The organism is Photobacterium sp. Hal280, from assembly GCF_037162255.1.
Lineage (GTDB): Bacteria > Pseudomonadota > Gammaproteobacteria > Enterobacterales > Vibrionaceae > Photobacterium.
Map to the genome: position 1 here is coordinate 220,843 of NZ_JARLUO010000005.1, position 17,872 is coordinate 238,714.

17 protein-coding genes are annotated in these 17,872 nt (G+C 49.0%); 10 read left to right on the forward strand and 7 right to left on the reverse strand.

Annotated features, from left to right (window positions below; all coding sequences use genetic code 11):
• The 4 genes from P4S53_RS10105 (at position 1) to P4S53_RS10120 (ending at position 6,286) form a co-directional block, all read left to right on the forward strand.
• The gene (locus P4S53_RS10105; RefSeq protein ID WP_337112593.1) at positions 1-1,122 is read left to right on the forward strand and encodes a restriction endonuclease subunit S; all 1,122 of its coding nucleotides are present in this window, start codon (positions 1-3) and stop codon (positions 1,120-1,122) included.
• Complete coding sequence (locus P4S53_RS10110) at positions 1,122-1,919, forward strand: hypothetical protein (RefSeq protein WP_337112594.1); 798 nt, start codon at positions 1,122-1,124, stop codon at positions 1,917-1,919. Before P4S53_RS10105 ends, P4S53_RS10110 begins: the two co-directional genes overlap by 1 nt.
• Positions 1,916-5,155, forward strand: a complete 3,240-nt coding sequence (locus P4S53_RS10115; protein ID WP_337112595.1) for a DEAD/DEAH box helicase — start codon at positions 1,916-1,918, stop codon at positions 5,153-5,155. Before P4S53_RS10110 ends, P4S53_RS10115 begins: the two co-directional genes overlap by 4 nt.
• Positions 5,156-5,935: 780 nt before the next feature.
• Positions 5,936-6,286, forward strand: coding sequence for a hypothetical protein (locus tag P4S53_RS10120; protein ID WP_337112596.1), 351 nt, complete (start codon positions 5,936-5,938; stop codon positions 6,284-6,286).
• Here P4S53_RS10120 and P4S53_RS10125 read toward each other — a convergent pair.
• Positions 6,283-6,432, reverse strand: coding sequence for a hypothetical protein (locus P4S53_RS10125; RefSeq protein WP_337112597.1), 150 nt, complete (start codon positions 6,430-6,432; stop codon positions 6,283-6,285). The two genes, P4S53_RS10120 and P4S53_RS10125, sit on opposite strands and share 4 nt — an antisense overlap.
• 300 nt (positions 6,433-6,732) lie before the next feature.
• Here P4S53_RS10125 and P4S53_RS10130 point away from each other — a divergent pair, with 300 nt between their 5' ends.
• From P4S53_RS10130 to P4S53_RS10140, 3 genes are read left to right on the forward strand one after another with little or no spacing between them, the layout of a single operon-like run.
• Positions 6,733-6,921, forward strand: a complete 189-nt coding sequence (locus P4S53_RS10130) for a helix-turn-helix transcriptional regulator (RefSeq protein WP_041416689.1) — start codon at positions 6,733-6,735, stop codon at positions 6,919-6,921.
• A gap of 16 nt (positions 6,922-6,937) precedes the next feature.
• Positions 6,938-8,599, forward strand: coding sequence for a DUF927 domain-containing protein (locus P4S53_RS10135; RefSeq protein ID WP_337112598.1), 1,662 nt, complete (start codon positions 6,938-6,940; stop codon positions 8,597-8,599).
• A gap of 56 nt (positions 8,600-8,655) precedes the next feature.
• Complete coding sequence (locus P4S53_RS10140; RefSeq protein ID WP_337112599.1) at positions 8,656-8,901, forward strand: helix-turn-helix transcriptional regulator; 246 nt, start codon at positions 8,656-8,658, stop codon at positions 8,899-8,901.
• Positions 8,902-8,938: 37 nt separating this feature from the next.
• Here the strand turns inward: P4S53_RS10140 and P4S53_RS10145 are convergent, their stop codons facing one another.
• The 4 genes from P4S53_RS10145 to P4S53_RS10160 form a co-directional block, all read right to left on the reverse strand.
• Complete coding sequence (locus P4S53_RS10145) at positions 8,939-9,853, reverse strand: nucleotidyl transferase AbiEii/AbiGii toxin family protein (protein WP_337112600.1); 915 nt, start codon at positions 9,851-9,853, stop codon at positions 8,939-8,941.
• 4 nt (positions 9,854-9,857) lie between these two features.
• Positions 9,858-10,631 (reverse strand): type IV toxin-antitoxin system AbiEi family antitoxin domain-containing protein, encoded by a 774-nt coding sequence (locus P4S53_RS10150; protein ID WP_337112601.1) that lies wholly within the window; start codon positions 10,629-10,631, stop codon positions 9,858-9,860.
• 115 nt (positions 10,632-10,746) lie between these two features.
• A complete protein-coding gene (locus P4S53_RS10155; RefSeq protein WP_337112602.1) occupies positions 10,747-12,030 on the reverse strand; it encodes a tyrosine-type recombinase/integrase in 1,284 nt (427 codons plus the stop codon).
• Positions 12,031-12,215: 185 nt separating this feature from the next.
• On the reverse strand, positions 12,216-13,079 hold the full coding sequence (locus P4S53_RS10160) for a YicC/YloC family endoribonuclease (protein WP_337112603.1): 864 nt from the start codon (positions 13,077-13,079) through the stop codon (positions 12,216-12,218).
• Positions 13,080-13,268: 189 nt separating this feature from the next.
• Between P4S53_RS10160 and rph the strand changes: the two genes are divergently transcribed.
• Positions 13,269-13,985 carry a ribonuclease PH gene (gene rph / locus P4S53_RS10165; RefSeq protein ID WP_337112604.1) on the forward strand — a complete coding sequence of 239 codons (717 nt, stop codon included), beginning with the start codon at positions 13,269-13,271 and terminating at the stop codon, positions 13,983-13,985.
• A gap of 124 nt (positions 13,986-14,109) precedes the next feature.
• Positions 14,110-14,751, forward strand: a complete 642-nt coding sequence (gene pyrE, locus P4S53_RS10170; protein ID WP_161444243.1) for an orotate phosphoribosyltransferase — start codon at positions 14,110-14,112, stop codon at positions 14,749-14,751.
• A 118-nt stretch (positions 14,752-14,869) separates the two neighbouring features.
• Here pyrE and slmA read toward each other — a convergent pair whose 3' ends face one another.
• Together slmA and coaBC are read right to left on the reverse strand one after the other, a co-directional pair.
• The gene (gene slmA, locus P4S53_RS10175; protein WP_027250562.1) at positions 14,870-15,460 is read right to left on the reverse strand and encodes a nucleoid occlusion factor SlmA; all 591 of its coding nucleotides are present in this window, start codon (positions 15,458-15,460) and stop codon (positions 14,870-14,872) included.
• A 207-nt stretch (positions 15,461-15,667) separates the two neighbouring features.
• Positions 15,668-16,879 (reverse strand): bifunctional phosphopantothenoylcysteine decarboxylase/phosphopantothenate--cysteine ligase CoaBC, encoded by a 1,212-nt coding sequence (gene coaBC, locus P4S53_RS10180; protein ID WP_337112605.1) that lies wholly within the window; start codon positions 16,877-16,879, stop codon positions 15,668-15,670.
• A gap of 259 nt (positions 16,880-17,138) precedes the next feature.
• Between coaBC and radC the strand changes: the two genes are divergently transcribed.
• On the forward strand, positions 17,139-17,813 hold the full coding sequence (radC, locus tag P4S53_RS10185; protein WP_337112606.1) for a RadC family protein: 675 nt from the start codon (positions 17,139-17,141) through the stop codon (positions 17,811-17,813).
• Positions 17,814-17,872: the final 59 nt, after the last annotated feature.

Below are 17,872 nucleotides of genomic sequence, written 5' to 3' on the forward strand. Positions count from 1 at the left end.
ATGGCTTTGTCGAACAAGTTAAAAATACGAGATTTTTGTGATCTGGTTAAAGGTGAATCTCCAACTTTAAAAACTGAGCCTGGTGATTTTCCTTTGGTCGTAACCGCTGAATTTCGAAGATCTGCTAACAGATACCAATTTGATACAGAGGCGGTTTGTATTCCTCTTGTGTCCTCCACTGGGCATGGCAATGCAGCGATTCATCGAGTCCACTATCAAACCGGCAAGTTTGCCCTCGCGAATATTATGGTTGCTTTGGTGCCAACTAACTCAGAGATTTGTGATCCTAAATACTTATACTATTACCTACAATCAAGCAAAGACTATGTTCTAGTCCCACTCATGAAGGGAACATCAAACGTTTCTTTGAAAGTAAAAGATATTGCTGAAGTAGAAGTATTTTTACCTCCACTGGAAAAACAAAAAGAGATTGTTAATCATATTGACTTCGTTATTAGTAAAATTGAAGAAGTAAAAAATTTAAGAGCCGCAATGCTTGATGATGCGCAAGCAATGCTGAGTAGTGCCTTCCATAAAATTATTGAAGGCGCTGTCTACAAGCCGATGTCGGAAGTGGCTCCGATTGTTAGAAGACAAATTGAAATTACAGTTGATGGCGAATATCCAGAACTGGGTGCTCGGTCTTTTGGCAAAGGTATTTTCCACAAGCCGACGTTAATCGGTGCGGAACTCGATTGGCAAAAGCTGTATACCGTCCACTCTGGTGATCTGGTCTTAAGTAATATTAAAGCCTGGGAAGGCGCTATTGCTGCTGCTGGAGATAATGATCACGGTCGAGTTGGGTCGCACAGGTATATCACATGTGTGCCTGTAGAAGGGGTAACAACTGCAAACTTTCTGGCGTTTTATCTTCTGACTCAAGAGGGTATTGAACAAGTACAGGCAGCTTCGCCTGGTAGTGCAGACCGAAACCGAACCTTAGCGATGAAAAGATTAGAGAAAATTAAGGTTCCTGTACCCGATTACGATAAGCAGCTTTGGTTTAATCAACTGCAAAGCTATGTTGAAAAAATTAAACAAGCTCAATCAGAAAATGCGACTGAGCTAGAGGCCCTGATGCCTTCAATTTTAGATAGAGCCTTTAAGGGAGAATTGGTTTAATGTCTATGCCTGCACCGACGCTTGCTTATGATGCTGGCACCCAGCCTGTGATTGCTCATGGCTTGTCTTATCAGGACGAGCAAGTGAACGAGATGTTAGCTGGCCCCGTAAAGCATATTTTGCAAGATACCGCAGGCAATGATGAGCTCCAGGAGTTACTTGGCAGTGTCGTGAGCACGGAGTTTGAGCAAGAGGGTTTACGCCAAGCGCTGATCGATGAAACCGTGCCTGATAATTGGCGGGTGGGCGAAGCTATTGCCGAAGCCTTTGTGGCAGATAAAGGCAATTGCGTGTTTCCGTGGCCCACAGGGCGTGATCTTAAAAACCCGAACGCCAGCCCAGCAGGGTGCGATTTGACTGGATTTCAACCTGTAAAGGATGCTGAGCTTCCCTACCGTTTTGCGTTTGGTGAAGTAAAAACGTCTGAAGAGAACAAAGCGCCGCCAAGCGTGATGACCAGCTTGGGTACCCAATTGTTTGGGCTACGAGATAATCGCCAAGTAAAAGATGCTCTCTTACGTTATTTAGGACTCCATGCGGTGCGAGCTCCGTGGGAACCGATGTTTAAAAGCGCTGCCAAACGCTATTTTAGCTCGAATACAACGGACGTTGCTGTTTATGGTGTTTTGGTGCGCGATATTGCCCCAAGCGCTTCTGATATTGCTGGCCGAGCAAAAGCACTGGCGGCCGATTGTCCAGTGCAAACTGATATTGAAATGTACGCTTTATACCTTCCCCTAAACATGATTGGTACGCTGTCTGCTCGTGCTCAAGCGGCTATGCAGGAGGCGTCATGACGCTTTCACAAGAGCACTTACTACAGGTAGATCAGCATTGGGCTGTTCAGTCCATTAGCGCTGAGCGGCGTGATAAAGCTATGGAAATGGCTGAACGGCGCTTGGTTGATGTGGCGCTGGGTAATCTACTTGAACATGCGGCAACTGAGTTTGACAGCGACTTGTTAGAGCAAGTAGCAACGGCGTATGAGTTGGCCGCGATCGAAGGCATTGGCGCTTTGTTGCACCCAGTAGCCAATCAGGACAATAAAAATATTCGTGAGCTTGCACAAGCTGGCGCGTTTCGAGCGTTCGGGCTTTATCGTGTGTTACCCGTACCGAGTGACAATGAGGCGCGCTTGTTTCATGTGTTGCATGTGTCGGGTTTGGCGTATTGCGCCGATCGCTGGACCGATTTACGTCGATGGTTTGAAGAGCAGAACAGTACAGTAGCAGTACCCAGTGTGGCTGGTGTTACTTGGGATAAGCGTTTGCTTTACCGAATTTTTGATTGCTGGTTGCGACTGCTTCGCAAAAACCGCTGGGACGACTTAGATCAGATTTCAGAGATTGTGCTTGGTTTACGAAACGATCAAGCAAACTATGAAAAAGCGTTACTAGAGCAAACTCAAGGTGCAGAGGCGCAAAGCATCGCCATGCGTTTAGTGGCGCTTTATCACTGGGCCAAAGCAACAGAGCGTTTAGCGGTGTACATGCTGCAAGGCGAACCGGTAGCGATCGATGCACAATTAGATCAGCATTTTGAGGCGGCGCAAAAAGCGGCACAAGCCTCGAAAGACCCGCAGCTCGAAATGATTTTACGCTGGTTACATGTCGCAAGCCGAAAAATGGTCGCTGGCTCTTTATGGTGGGTGGCGCATACGGTTAACTCCCGTGTGACACGCTTTGTTTCCCATGTGACTAAGCACAAGAGCTTATTTGAACTGTTACCGCCGCAACGAGCGGCATTGCAAGAGCAAGGTTTACTCGATCAAGCCAGCAGAGCGGTAATTGTTGATTTGCCTACATCCGGCGGTAAAACCGCGCTGGCACAGTTCCGCATGTTGCAAGCGCTGAATCAGTTTGATCAGGATGATGGTTGGGTGGCCTATGTTGCGCCAACTCGCGCTTTGGTTTCTCAAATTACCCGACGATTACGTGAAGATTTTGGCCCATTAGGTATTCAAGTTGAGCCGTTAACTGGCGCGATTGAAGTCGATGCTTTTGAAGAAGCGCTTTTGGGTGAAGCACGTGCTTTTCAGGTTTTGGTTGCAACACCTGAGAAACTTCAATTGGTGATGAGAAACAAAAAAGTCGCTCGCCCATTGGCTCTGGTTGTAATGGATGAAGCTCATAATATTGAAGATGAGTCTCGTGGCTTGCGCATTGAACTTCTGCTTGCAACGATTAAGCAAGAATCACCTCGGGCAAACTTCTTACTATTGATGCCATTTGTGCCGAATGCTAACGATTTAGCTCAATGGCTAGCCGCTGATCGTGGCCGAAGCATCAGCTTGGGCACCTCTGCTTGGCAACCGAATGAGAGAATTGTTGGCTTATTTGATATTCATAAAGGTGAAAAACGTGGTGATTGGAATTTAAGTTTTGAAACGTTGACGACTACTCAACGGACGATTCACCTTAAAGGAATCCACAATGTAGATGGTAACCGCCCTCTGCAAAAACTGACGTACTCTAGCGCTAAAGGGCTCGCAACACAGGCTGTTGCTATGGCTAAGGTGTTCTCTAAGCGTGGTACCAGTATTGCTGTAGCGCAGACGATTCCAGATGCTTGGAGTATTGCTCGTAAAGTTGCCGCAGAGCTTGAACCTTTAGTTTCGGTGCATGAAGACATTAAACTGGTTCAGCGTTTTCTAGCGGCTGAAATTAGTGAGGACTTTGAGCTAATTGATATGCTGTCAAAAGGTGTTGTTGTGCATCATGCAGGCTTACCCGCTGAGGCGCTTTCATTAATCGAATGGCTTACAGAAGCTGGCCATATTCGAGTGATGTGCGCGACGACAACCATTGCACAAGGGCTTAACTTCCCTGTTTCATCTGTTTTTCTTGCGACGAGAAAATTGCCTTACGGCAATGAAATGTCGCATCGGGCATTTTGGAACCTAGCGGGTCGAGCTGGGCGTATCGGCCATGATAGCGTAGGCGTTATCGGTATTGCAGCAGGTGCACAGCCGAATGAGATCCGGAAATATGTTAGTGATGCAACTGCATCGTTAGTTTCCCGCCTGGAAGGAATGCTGGATGATCTTCAAGCTGCGGGGGAATTAGCAAACTTATCTTGGGTTATGCAGCAAGAACAATGGGCAGACTTCAGAAGCTATATCGCTCATTTATGGAATGAAAAACGTAATTTGGACGCTGTAATTGGTGAAGCAGAACAATTACTGCGAAATACCTACGGGTTTGGTTCTCTTCGCGCTAAAGCTGATAAAGCCTCGCAAGAGAAAGCCGATGCGCTTCTTGAAGCTACCAAAGGATATGTTAGAAAGTTAGCTGCGCATCCAGAAAATGCTTCTCTTGCTGATGTTACAGGCTTCTCTCCTGAGGGGGTTCGTTCAACTTTATTGGATTTGAATAACCTTGAAAACAAGTTAACGCTTGCAGATTGGGAGCCTTCGAGTCTATTTGGCGATAAATCGAAGTCTGTGCTGCCAAGCTTGATGGGGATTATGCTGCGGGTTCCGCAGTTACAAGAAAGTTTAAAAGAGATTAGTAAAGGACAGGGGAATAGTCATCGTAAACTTGCTGATATTACCCAGGCTTGGGTAACAGGTAGCTCCATTGAATCTATAGCGAAGACTTACTTTGAAGGTGATAGCCTTACAGATCAAATATCTAAAGCTTGCAGAGCAGTTTATAGAGATTTGGCCAATAATGGCGCTTGGGGGTTGTCGGCATTAAGCAAAATGCCAACTTCAGGGCTTGATTTTGAAGCCATGACAGACGAAGAAAAGCGCAGATTAAATAACCTTCCAGCGATGCTTTACCATGGTGTAAAAACCGAAGAAGGCGTGTTGATGCGGATGAACAGCGTTCCGCGTAGTATTGCTGAACGTGCCGGTGAAGACTTTAAGGCTCGAACTGAAGCCGGTGCAGAAAATACTCTGTCACCTCGAAAAGCCAGCGAATATCTGAAGTCTTTGAAACCGGATGATTGGGCGCGTTTGAAACCTGATAATTCCTCGCTGTCCGGCGAAGACTATTTGAAAGTATGGAAGCGGCTTTCGGGATCTTAAGGCTAAGAGTCTGCTTTTTCACCACCCACAACCATGTCACGGTATTAGCTACCCAAAAACGATCAATAAGTCGTTTTTGGGTGTTTTTGTAATCGGAACTTTAATGACAAGGAACTCGGAAGTGGTTTTTGGGCCGTATTTAATAGTCTAAGCCAAGATTTGCTCAAAAGCTTCTAGCTAAATAGCAACTCAATAGCCTTCTGTATCACCGCAGCTCTTAGTGCTGGAATCTTAATAGCAATACTCCAGAATAGAATTTAATCACTAAGATTCCAGATAGATAGGAATCCCTGCCGATTTATTCCAACCGATGATTTTGCCGTGAGATTCCACTTATGTGGAATTTGATGAGCAACATTCCAGATAGATAGTTATGTGGAAAGTTATTGGCTAGGTATTGGGCGGGAATAATCAGATATTTTCCAGTGTGGAATGTTGTCCTTTGTGTTTTTATAAAATGTTCTGACAGAGCAAAGTTATTATTTTTCAATTATTTATTGTTTTTTCTCTGTGTCGGGACCATGATTTATTGAGAACTAACCGCGAGAGGAAAAAGGATGACTGCTTTTGAATGGGGGATGTTTGGGCTCTGGGGGTTTTTCACGCTGGTGTTCGTCTGGAGTTTATACAGTTACAGAGCCAACAAGATGAACTCCAAGGGTGGCAAGGGTGGCGATTAGTGGCTGGAACTTGCATTTTTCAATGTGGTGTTAGTCTGCTTTTAGTAACACTTATTTAAACGTGCTGACTTTCACATGTGAAAGTTTTAGAGAGGGTCTGATGATGAAACACCTGAGTAATATTTTCTTGATGCTGGTTTTTGTCATCGGATTAGCCGCGTATGGCAATACCAGCTTTGCTTGGTTTCTGCTTTGTTTGCCCTTAGTCGTGTGGTTCTGGCGTGTATTTGGTTGGTGCGTGCGCTTTCCAAGGCTTATGGCGTTTGCATGGTTTGTTCTGCTGTGTTTTCAATGGCCAGCAGCGTTAGGATTGAGCGCTTCAGTGATTATCGTGTTGATGTTCAAGCAGCGGCATAGCATTGCTCGGGCAACACCAGCGAAGCGTCGGCAACAGAGACGATGGCTTTTGGGAAGCTATGATTATGACTTCCGGACCTTTAGTGACGATTAACTTTCATCACTTCCAGCCATTTTCCCTCCCTCTTCGAGCTGCTTTTTCTTATCCAGCTCCGCCAGTATCAATGATGCCTTTTCTGCCGCCGCAGCAACAATATGCTCAGGCTGTTCTTCCAGCATTTGTTTCAGTGTTTTAGCCATAGCGCTCTCCATGAATATTCTGAACAGTTCTGTGAGTGTTTAGAATAAAAATTCTGGCGTTACATGTCACGAATGAACAGTGTGACATGTAACGGTTTAGATTTAGTCATTAAAATTCAATTTGTTACATTATGGTTTGTGAGTCGATAGTTTTAATTCTTTGTTCTCATTCCTGTATTTGCAGCACCGATAAATATCGCTCAATGTGCCCAAAATGGACAATTCCAGCGACGAGGATTGTACTCGGTGAACGGTATGATCGCTCATGACAAATCAAGATGTTATGGGAGATACTAGCATATGAATATCGCATTACTGAACAATCTACTCACGTATGAAGAAGTGTGTTCACTAACCAAACTGTCCCAGCCCACTTTGCGCCGTTATGTCAAAGCAGGCAAGTTTCCTCAGCCTATTAAGCCCAATCCAGAAGGTAAGGCCGTCAGATTTAGAGCGAGTGATGTTCGTCGCTGGATGGCTGAGCTCTAATTGGCGGGAGGTAAGAATGGGATTTCATCTTACAGAGACTCACCTTGAATGTCTGGAAAAAGAAGAACGCCAAGTTGTAGGTGGGTGGATAAAAGTAATCGCCAGAACTCGAAAGCAATCCAAGAAGCATGGGTTTGGTGCGTTAATCCAGTGGCGCAACATGGATGGCGTTTTGCTACAGGACATAGTATTCAACCGGGTATTACATGGTGACCAGTCTCGCTTGATTAAGGACGCCCTGATTGATTCTGGCTATTGGTTAGAGCCCTATCCACAAAGCTGGTCGCGTTTGCAGCGCTATTTGCTGCAAGAGATTCTAAAAGCCCCTGCGGGAATTTGTGTCGATTCAACAGGATGGCATGACAGTGTTTATGTCACTCAGGATTGGTGCGTTGGTACAAACTCAGAACCATACTATTACGCGGGTCAGCTCAATGAGTCGATGCTTAAACGCGCTGGTACTTTAGCACAGTGGCAGTCTCAGGTTGGGGCCTTATGTGTTGGAAATCCGCTGATGATTTTTGTGGTGGGCGTGGCACTGTCTGCACCGCTACTGCATCCCGCCGCAGTAGAGAATGGTATTTTTCATTTGGTAGGGCCTTCGTCGACTGGCAAGACGTCGCTGCTTGAACTGGCAGCATCTGTCTATAGTGATAGATCTTTCGTCCGCAGCTGGATTTCGACGGCCAATGGCTTGGCTGCTGTTGCCGCTGAACAACACGATATGATGCTGGGGCTTGATGAAATTGGCTTAGCGCGTCCTGAGGATGTTGATATTGCAACTTATCATATTGTCGCCGGTACCAGTAAATTGCGGGCTACAGAGAGTGGGGGATTAGCAAAACCATCCCACTGGCGAACGTTGGCGTTGAGTACTGGTGAAGTATGGTTGTCAGAGGTATTTGAATCGCTTGGCAAACGGCCTAAGGCCGGGCAACAGATTCGTTTGGTTGAAATCCCGGTATTTGGTCAGTTCGGAGCTTTTGATGTATTGCATCGCTTTCAACGTCCGCAATTGTTTGTCGATCATGTGAAGTCTCAGACCAGCCGATACTACGGAAGCTTATTTCCCGAATGGATGAATCTGCTGACATCGACGGATGAACTTGCTCATTATACCAAATCAGAGATTCAGCGGCTGGTTGATCAATGGCGTACCAGTAGTATGTCTTCCCAAGTGATTCGGGTATTGCAACGCTTTGCTCTGGTCGCTACTGCGCTTGCTTTAGCTTCGCGCAATTATTTGGTGCCTTGGGATGAGGAAGAGTCTATTGATTCTGTGAAGCAAGTCTTGGGTCAGTGGTTAGCAGCTCGTGGCCACGTCATGAACACAGAGGAACATCAGGTCTTGGCCCGCTTAAAAGTCTTGCTGCCAAAATGGGAAAAGGCTCTATCTCCTATGGGGCAGCAGAATACCGCTTCGTTGCTCGGATATTCCAGAGATGTTAATGGCGAGCGGCAATGGCTCATCGATAAAAGCCAGTTTTTGCGCCAGTTGGAAATGCCTGGGCAGTATATGCGCGAGGTAATGCCTTTACTCCAACGAGGATGGCTAACTACCAATGAGCCCGAACGTGCAACATTAAAGCTTATGGTAAATGGCAGATCGAGACGTTTTTTTGCACTCTTGCCAGACCGAGTTTTTGCAGGGATACAGGAGCTAGAAATTGATGACTAGCACAGCTTATATCCCAGTTTCCCACTTTTCCCAGTTAGTCTTCGGAGGAAAATGCAATGAGTGAACAAACCTTCGTTTTGCCTAGTGAAGAAGTTCGTACTCAAGTGCTCAGTCAATCAGGTCAGTGCGAGCGACTGGTCAGAGAGCCTGACCGTAAGATGATCACTGGCGTCAGTCGCACTCAGTGGTGGATGATGGAACGGCAAGGCATAGCCCCCCAACGGGTCAGACTGAGCGCCCATTGTGTAGCTTGGCGGCTTTCAGATCTGCTATGGTGGATTGAGCAGAGAAAAGCCGCTTGAGTAAAGTTCGAGCCCTGTCCCGTGTAGGGTGGGGCTTTTATATCGTCAATATTTGTTGAAGCCGATGGTAAGCTTCGGAATGTTTCTCGGGGTTCATTTTGGCCAGGTTTTGCATTTTCCAACGAACAGCAGGTAACTGGTCGATTCCTGAAAGCTCCAAAAGAGACCAGTCGGGGGAGCGATTTTTGAAAGACAGTAAAAATGATCGCTCTTGAGGCGTCAAAGACGAGTTTATGAGCCTCACCAGCTGCTCGCGAGTTGCTTCGAGTTCCGCTTGGGGAATGTCTTGATCGGCCATATTCCGAAACTCTCCTTCATAAACACCTGAAATGTCCTTGAAGTTTGGTCTAAGTAGTTCGGCAATAGGACGTGGGTGGCTAATAATATAAACCAATAAGGCTTTGCGAAGCTCATCGGTGAGTCCTTCGTTATCAAGTAGTTGCTTGACGTCGAAAAGATCCCTCGGGTGTTGACGATCCAGTGCTGCACAGATTTTCCCCGCGTATAAATCGGCAAAATTCACCACTGGCATTTCTGCAAAACCAAACTCATCTTCAACAGCCCCACTTACTGGCATGACTTGGGGGTCGTAAACCGTACCGCGTAGTACAGGGGAGAGTTCAATTTTGATTTGAACGTTATCTCGCTCCACCAATAAACGCAGAGCATCTGATTTATCCAGGAAGGAGCGGACAACACGAGTATTGTCGATGTTAGCCGTTATCGTGGAGGCCAGGGTATCTAGGTTGCTCTTGATGGTCTGCAGGGCTTCATTCCGTTCCATCATGGGCAGAAAAACTAAGTCGATATCAACCGAAAGTCGAGGAAAGTCACGAACGAACAAATTGATAGCGGTTCCACCTTTGAGAGCGAAACAGTCGTGCTGCGCAACAAAAGGAATAATCCTGAGTAGTAGCTGCACTTGTCGGTAGTAGTGGCTTTGTCTATTCATGTTTTCACATATCCTTAGGCACTGTTATTTGCCAGGTTGGCTCTAGTTTGCCGCCTTTAGCGATCAGTCGTTTACCAGTGCCCAGTGCATACTGTTCTGGTGTGAGGTATTTAAGCCAAGCGTGTTGATGTCTTCCTGCCAGCCAGAGAAAGAGTCGCTTTGCTTTGATACTGCTACAGGCTTTCAGCAAGGAATTCAGCTTACGAGGCGATAGGTTGTGTAATCCTTGCATAAGTTGGTCAGCGTGTTCAAAGCTGATGGTATTGGGCACTATAGCTAAAAGCTCCAAAATGGCTTTCTCTGGACAGGAATAATGTAATGAAGGAAGAGATGCTTGCCAGCTATCTTGCCTCAGGTACTGGTTGTCTTGCATTAGCGTCTCTGGCCATAGGCGACGAGTGCCATGCCACTCAAATTGTGCTGGCGCATCGATTCTAGCCAGCCATCTAGGCAGCATCTCAGCAGAATAGAGGTGAACTTTGGGTTTGTTTCCTTTGGACAGGTAATGGCCAAGTCCTTCCAGCTCTAACGCTGTCAGACCTCCAACATGGACAGGGACATCGGCCATGCGTTGCAACGAGGCAACGATTCCTTTCCAGGATAGTCTCGCTTCTTGCCTAGTGTAAACACCGGCTGCGACAGGGATCAGCGTTTGGCTCCGTACTGCATTGTCCAGAAAATGCAGGTTGAGTCCTTGCGTCTCCAGCCATGATTTGGTGGCGAGCATATCCAACGGCAGCAGTTTCTGTAGTTGCTGTCTGGCTTCAGTGTTCAGCATGACTGATCCCATTTTGGTTTATAAAAAATAAAATACACGTTGATTATCGACGTGATTTTCAGGTTTTTCAAACTGATTTGGATTTTTGGTTTGTAAATTTGTAATTTCACGGCAATTATTGCCGTGAAAATTGTGATTTAAAAACCATGTCAAAATTGACAATCTTATTTGCCTCATCGCCATTAACAATTGGAGCCAGCCACTCACCAAGCATGTTGTGAGCCACTTTGCGCTCCTCAAAATAAGCATCTTTGTTATAGATACCATCAGTTCGGTTACCTGGAATTTGGTTAAGGCATCGTTGAGCTATATTGTCAGGAATATTCATCTTGCCCATTCGGGTTCTGGCGGTGCCTCTTAGGTCATGCACCCGGCGCTTTTCAAACGAGAAAAAGTTCTGTTCGAACAACTTCTTCAGTGCATGGTTTAGGGTATTCTCGCAGACATGTGGGGTACGTGCCTTTTTGCTTATTCGTCTGGCTGGGAATACCCATTCGCTACCACAACTGCGGATCTTCAGCTCTTCCAACCACAACAGGGCTGCATCACTGAGAGGAATGTCGATTGCGCGACGTTTCTTGGTGCGGTTTTTCGGCAGATGCCACACTCGGTTTGGCAAATCAAACTCATGCCATGGGGCGGCCAATAATTCCATTTTCCGAGTACAAGTCGCAATCAACAAAGCACAAGCCAAATAGTTCTCTCGGCTGAATTGCGCAGGGATCACTCTGAGCTTGGTAAAGAACTCAACGACTTCGGTTTCGGTCATAGGGTCGTTTGCAGCTTGTTCCTCCCCACCTGCATCTTTGGGTCGAAAAGGGCTTGCAGGGTTGAACTGAGTAACATTGAGCTTGATGCCATGATCAAAAATGCGCTTAAGCATACGCATTACATCGTTAGATATAGTTGGTCTTGGTGGTTTATCACCATAACCATTAACGATATCCCGTAGGATTTCACTGATGTCGAGTGGTCTTATTTTATCCAGCTCGACTTTACCGATACGCCAAGCCACCTCTCGTTCGTAAAGGCTCTTTTCCTTTTCGTGGGTAGCAATTTGTCGCTGGCGGAGCTGATGATAGTCAGCATACAAATCATTCAGGGTTTTAAAGGGATTCTGATTAACTTTCTTGCGTTCTTGGACGGGATCAACTCCTTCACGCTTGATCGCTAACCTCAGCTTGGCGGCCTCATCACGAGCATCGGCCAGTGACCAGTCATCAACTTTACCGATAGTGTACTCGCGCCGAAGCTTAGTTGCTGGTGTGGTGTAGCGCAGCATCCAGTAGGCATCCCCGCGTTTGGGAGTCATCAAATACAGTCCATCGCCATCGGAGTGTCGGACGGATGATTTTTCCTTGATCAGTTTTTTAACGGTTTTGTCATGCAAATTGCCCATTTCTCGACCTCAAAAAATTGGGGAGTAAAATCTCGCTAAACAAACTATAGCGAGAAAATACTCCCCAATCTACTACCCATAACTACCCAAACTTAGTAGGTTCGCAATGGATGTTATGAGTGTCATTTTTTCATAATGTAATGATTTAAAATGGTTTTACGTCCGTGTTTGACCGCTGGTGAAGGTTACTCTATGTTTTGGATCTGCTCGCGCATCTGCTCAATCAGCACTTTGAGTTCAACGGCCGAGGCGGTGATTTCTGTGTTAATGGACTTCGAGGCGAGGGTGTTCGATTCGCGGTTGAACTCCTGCATCATGAAGTCCAGGCGACGGCCACAGGCGCCGCCTTTTTTCAGGATCTTGTGGGTTTCTTTGACGTGAGAATCCAGGCGGTCCAGCTCTTCGGCGACATCACTTTTCTGCGCCAGCAGAATCAGTTCCTGCTCGATGCGGTTGGCATCCAGCTCAACTTTAGCTTCTTCCAGACGGTTGAGAATGCGGTCACGTTGCCATTGCATCACTTCCGGCATCAGCGCGCGCACTTTGCCGGCTTCTTCTGAAATCGCGGCCAGACGCTGGTCAATCAGATCTTTCATATTGGCGCCTTCGCTGGCACGGGCGGCCAGGAAGTCGTCCAGCGCGCCGTCAAATGCGGTCAGCAACTCTTGGTTGATGGTGTCCATGTCTTGCTCAGGCGTTTCCATCACGCCGGGCCAGTTCAGGACCTGAAACGGGCCGATATTGCCTTCACCGGCCGCTTCTTTGACCCAGCTGGCCGCCTTGATCACTTGCTTGGCTAAAGACTCATTGATACGCAGTTCGCTGCTGGCAGCCGGACTGGCTTCAAAGCGCAGGCTGCATTCCACCTTGCCCCGGGCCAGACGCTGGCGGAAGCGCTCGCGCAGGACAGGTTCCAGGCTGCGGAACTGCTCTGGCAGACGCAGGTAAGTTTCCAGGTATCGTTGATTTACCGAGCGGATTTCCCAAACGGCACTGCCCCAGTCGCCTTTTACTTCGCGACGGGCATAGGCGGTCATACTGTGAATCATTGGCTGTCGGCCCTTAAGAAATGATGGCTTGATTATACGCGCCGGTGCGAATAATGGAAATCTCTCCTCGGCAGGCGGGTGCGGACAGGCGTGCACTGCGACGCAGATCTGGCTATAATCGCTGGTTAATGTCTGCTGACCACGGTTCGGTCAGCGCTCAGTACCCAATCTCAGCCAAGGTGAAACCCGATGCGTCCAAGTGGAAGAAGTGCCAGTCAAGTTCGTCCTATTACTATCACCCGTCATTTCACCGCCCATGCCGAAGGGTCGGTTTTGGTTGAGTTTGGCGATACCAAGGTCATCTGTACCGCCAGTGTTGAAGAAAACGTGCCGCGCTGGCTGAAAGGAAAAGGCCAGGGCTGGGTGACGGCGGAATACGGCATGCTGCCACGCGCGACCCATTCCCGGAACCGTCGTGAAGCGGCCAATGGAAAGCAGGGCGGCCGGACACTGGAAATTCAGCGTCTGATTGCCCGCAGCCTGCGTGCAGCGGTGGATCTGGAAGTGCTGGGCGAGCAAATGATCACGGTCGACTGTGATGTGATTCAGGCCGATGGCGGCACGCGTACCGCTTCGATTACCGGTGCCATGGTGGCGCTGACCGATGCGATCAATCTGATGCTGGAAAAAGGTCAGTTGAAGAAGAACCCGCTGAAAACCACGATCGCAGCCGTATCTGTGGGCATCTATCAGGGCACGCCTGTGTGCGATCTGGATTACGCCGAAGATTCCAATGCTGAAACCGATATGAATGTCATCATGAACCGTGATGGCAAGATTATTGAGATTCAGGGCACGGCGGAAGGGGAAGCCTTCAGTACGGAAGAATTAATGGCGATGCTGTCGTTAGCCAAAGACGGCATTGCCGAGATCATCACTATCCAGCAGGCGTCGCTGGAACGTTAATGTTTTTGGAGCGGTTCCTGTCGGAGCCGCTTTTTTTGCCTGCAGCAAGCGAAGGCTGCGGCGGATTGACCGGCCAGCGCCCGTGTCTGGCTGAAGCATGTGACCAATCGCTCGAGGAGAAACAATGAAAGCATATCAGCGTCAGTTCATCGAATTTGCTTTGGAAAAAGGCGTTTTGAAGTTTGGTGAGTTCACCCTGAAGTCTGGCCGTCAGAGCCCGTATTTCTTTAATGCCGGCCTGTTTAATACCGGCCGCGATCTGGCGCGTCTGGGCCGCTTTTATGCCGCGGCACTGGCTGATTCCGGCATTGAGTTTGATGTCTTGTTTGGCCCTGCTTATAAAGGCATTCCGATCGCCACCACGACTGCGGTCGCACTGGCCGATCACCATGATGTGGACACGCCTTACTGCTTTAACCGCAAAGAAGCCAAAAACCACGGCGAAGGCGGCAATCTGGTGGGCAGCCCGCTGGAAGGTCGCATTATGCTGGTTGACGATGTGATTACGGCCGGTACGGCAATCCGCGAGTCGATGGAAATCATCCAGGCCAATGGGGCAGATCTGGCCGGTGTGCTGGTGGCGATTGACCGTCAGGAAAAAGGCAAAGGCGAGCTCTCTGCGATTCAGGAAGTGGAGCGCGATTTCGGTTGTGCGGTGATCTCGATTGTTTCGCTGGGCGATGTGGTGAGCTATCTGGAAGAGCAGGACGGCATGGCCGCACATCTGGAAGCGGTGAAAGCGTATCGCGCTCAGTACGGTATCTGATTCAGCTTGTTACAGGGCAGAGAATGCGATGAAAAAGGGTTGGCCATGTGCCAACCCTTTTTTCTGTGCTGAATGCCGCTGTGTGCTGAGCCCGATACAATAGATGGCGGTGAAAAGGTTAGCTCAGTTGACCGGTCAGCAGTTCCCAGTAGGCATCAAAATTGTCATTCGGCTTGTGACGGAAGCTGGAGCGCACAAAGCGGTTATAGCTGCCTTCGACCTGGCCCAGCAGCTGGGCGGATAACAGGTTTTCATCAATCGGGAAACCACGCCCTTCGCGCAGTTTGCGCTCACGCAGGATCTGACGCAGCTGGGTTTCAATGCGCTCGAACAGCTGGTTGATGCGCGACTGCAGCCTGTCTTGCTCAAACATCAGGGCATGGCCTGTCATGATGCGGGTGAGCCCGGGATTGCGCTCGGCAAACACCAGCAACAATTGCAGCACCATACGCAGTCGGGTCATGGTGTCTTTTTCATCATCCAGAATACGGTTAATGCGTGTGGTGATCGAATCTTCAATAAACTCGATCAAGCCTTCAAACATACGGGCTTTGCTGGGAAAGTGGCGATACAGCGCGGCTTCGGAAACGCCCACCTGAGCTGCCAGTTTCGCTGTGGTAATACGCTGACTGCCTTGGTTTGATTCCAGCATTTCAGCCAGCGCTTGTAAGATTTCTTCGCGGCGGTTGTTTTTTTTATTGCCAGCCATGAATAACCGTTCCTTTTCGATATAAGACTGTGTCCGGACAGAAAAAGCCTGACTATCTTAGCCATGCGTACAGGGCATGGAAAGTGTCTGGATCAGGCAGTGTTATCTGTATCGACAGCCAGAGTGTAAGCTTGAGAGCTGGCTGCCAAAAATGAATGAACCGCTGAGGGTTTTTACCGGTTTCGCTGAGGGTTCAACGAAACCGGCTTAGGCTTGCTCTTTATAGCGGTTGATGATCTCTGTCATTAATTGGCGCCCCAATGATGCTTTGTCAGTCAGGGGCAGCGCCTTGTCACCGTTCTTCCAATACAGGTGCAGGGCATTGGTCTCACTGTTAAATCCCTGGCCCTGTTGTGCGACATCATTGGCACAAATCAGGTCAAGGTTTTTGCGTTGTAATTTATCCTGCGCATAGCGAGCGACGTCCTGTGTTTCGGCGGCAAAGCCGACAGTAAACGGACGTTGGTCAGTCAGGGCAGCGACGGTGGCGATAATATCCGGATTTTTCACCAGTTTCAGTGCCAGCTCGTCCTGTCCTTGCTGCTTTTTCATTTTTTGTGACGCGATTTCCGCCGGGCGGAAATCGGCCACTGCCGCGCAGCCAATAAAAATATCATGCGCCTTGGCCTGCTCAGTGGCGGCCAGATGCATGTCTACAGCACTTTCTACGTCGATACGGTTAACACCGGCCGGGGTCGCAAGGTTGACCGGGCCACTGATCAGCGTGACGCTGGCGCCGCGCTGTGCTGCAGCCTGCGCAATGGCGAAGCCCATTTTTCCTGAGCTGTGGTTGGAGAGGTAGCGCACCGGATCCAGCGCTTCCCGGGTCGGGCCGGCAGTAATGGCGATACGGACACCGGCTAAGTCTTGTGGCTGGCATGCGTTTTCTATCTCACCCACCAGTGCCATCGGTTCCAGCATCCGGCCCGGACCGACATCGCCACAGGCTTGCTCGCCGCTGGCAGGGCCCCAGATTTGATGTCCCCGGCTCGCCAGCACAGACAAGTTGTCCTGGGTGGCCGGCTGGCGATACATTTGCTGGTTCATGGCCGGCGCGACAGCAATCGGCGCATCGGTGGCCAGACATAAGGTGGTCAGCAGGTCGTTACCCATGCCGGCACGGAGGCGGGCAATCAGATCGGCGGAGGCGGGTGCCAGCAGCACTAAATCTGCCCATTTTGCCAGCTCAATATGGCCCATGGAGGCTTCGGCGGCGGGGTCGAGCAGGCTGTCGGCCACCGGATGACCGGAAACGGCCTGCATGGTGAGCGGGGTAATGAATTCCTTGGCGGCCGGGGTCATGACGACGCGAACCTCTGCGCCTCGTTCAATCAGACGCCGTGTCAGCTCCGCACACTTGTATGCTGCGATGCCGCCGCTGATCCCCAGAAGTATTTTCTTTCCTGCCAGAGTTTTCATTCGCTTGCCTGTGTCGTGAAAAAACTGGCAACAAGATATCACCAAAGCGACGAGGTTTCATCGCTTTAGTCGCGAGAAAAGTGCCGGTCAGGTTGTGGCGGATGACCAAGATCGGGCAATCGCTCGACACGGCAAGGCCGGAGCGTTGTAACACGACACCAGAGCTGCGCCAGCCGCCGCATTTTCAACGACCGGGCTTTGTCTCGGGAGCAACATGTGCGTTTCTTTGGCACAGACACAGTGAAAGGGTTGAAACGCCATGGTATTGAAACACTTGCCTGCGGAGTCGCGTCCCAGGGAAAAATTGCTGCAGCGTGGGGCTAATGCGCTGTCGGATGCGGAGCTGCTGGCCATTTTTTTACGCACTGGCCTGCCGGGCATGAATGTGATTGAGCTGGCTGGCCAGTTGCTGGAAGAGTTCGGTTCTCTGCGTGCGTTACTGGCGGCGGACTGTAAAACCTTTTGCCAGCACAAAGGCTTAGGGCCGGCTAAATATGTCCAGTTACAGGCGGTGCTGGAGATGAGCCTGCGTTATTTATCCGAGAAACTGGCGAAAGGGGATGCCCTCAGCAGCCCGGAATACACGCGGCAATATTTAAGCCAGATGCTGCGTGATCGCCATCGCGAGGCATTTTATGTGTTGTTTTTAGATAACCAGCACAGGGTGATTCGCGGGGAGGTAATGTTCGAAGGAACGATTGATGCCGCCAGTGTTTATCCGAGAGAAGTGGTAAAAAGATCACTGGAACTTAATGCAGCGGCGTTGATTTTAGCGCATAATCACCCCTCAGGCGTGGCGGAGCCAAGTCAGGCCGATCGGCGAATTACTCAAAGGATCAGCGATGCGCTGGCCTTGGTAGATATTCGGATCCTCGATCATTTTGTCGTCGGAGACGGGGAAGTGGTTTCTTTTGCTGAAAGAGGATGGCTGTAACTATCAAGCTGATTATTGTGCAGCTTGATGTCAAACTAGGCCGAAATTGATCAAAAAGA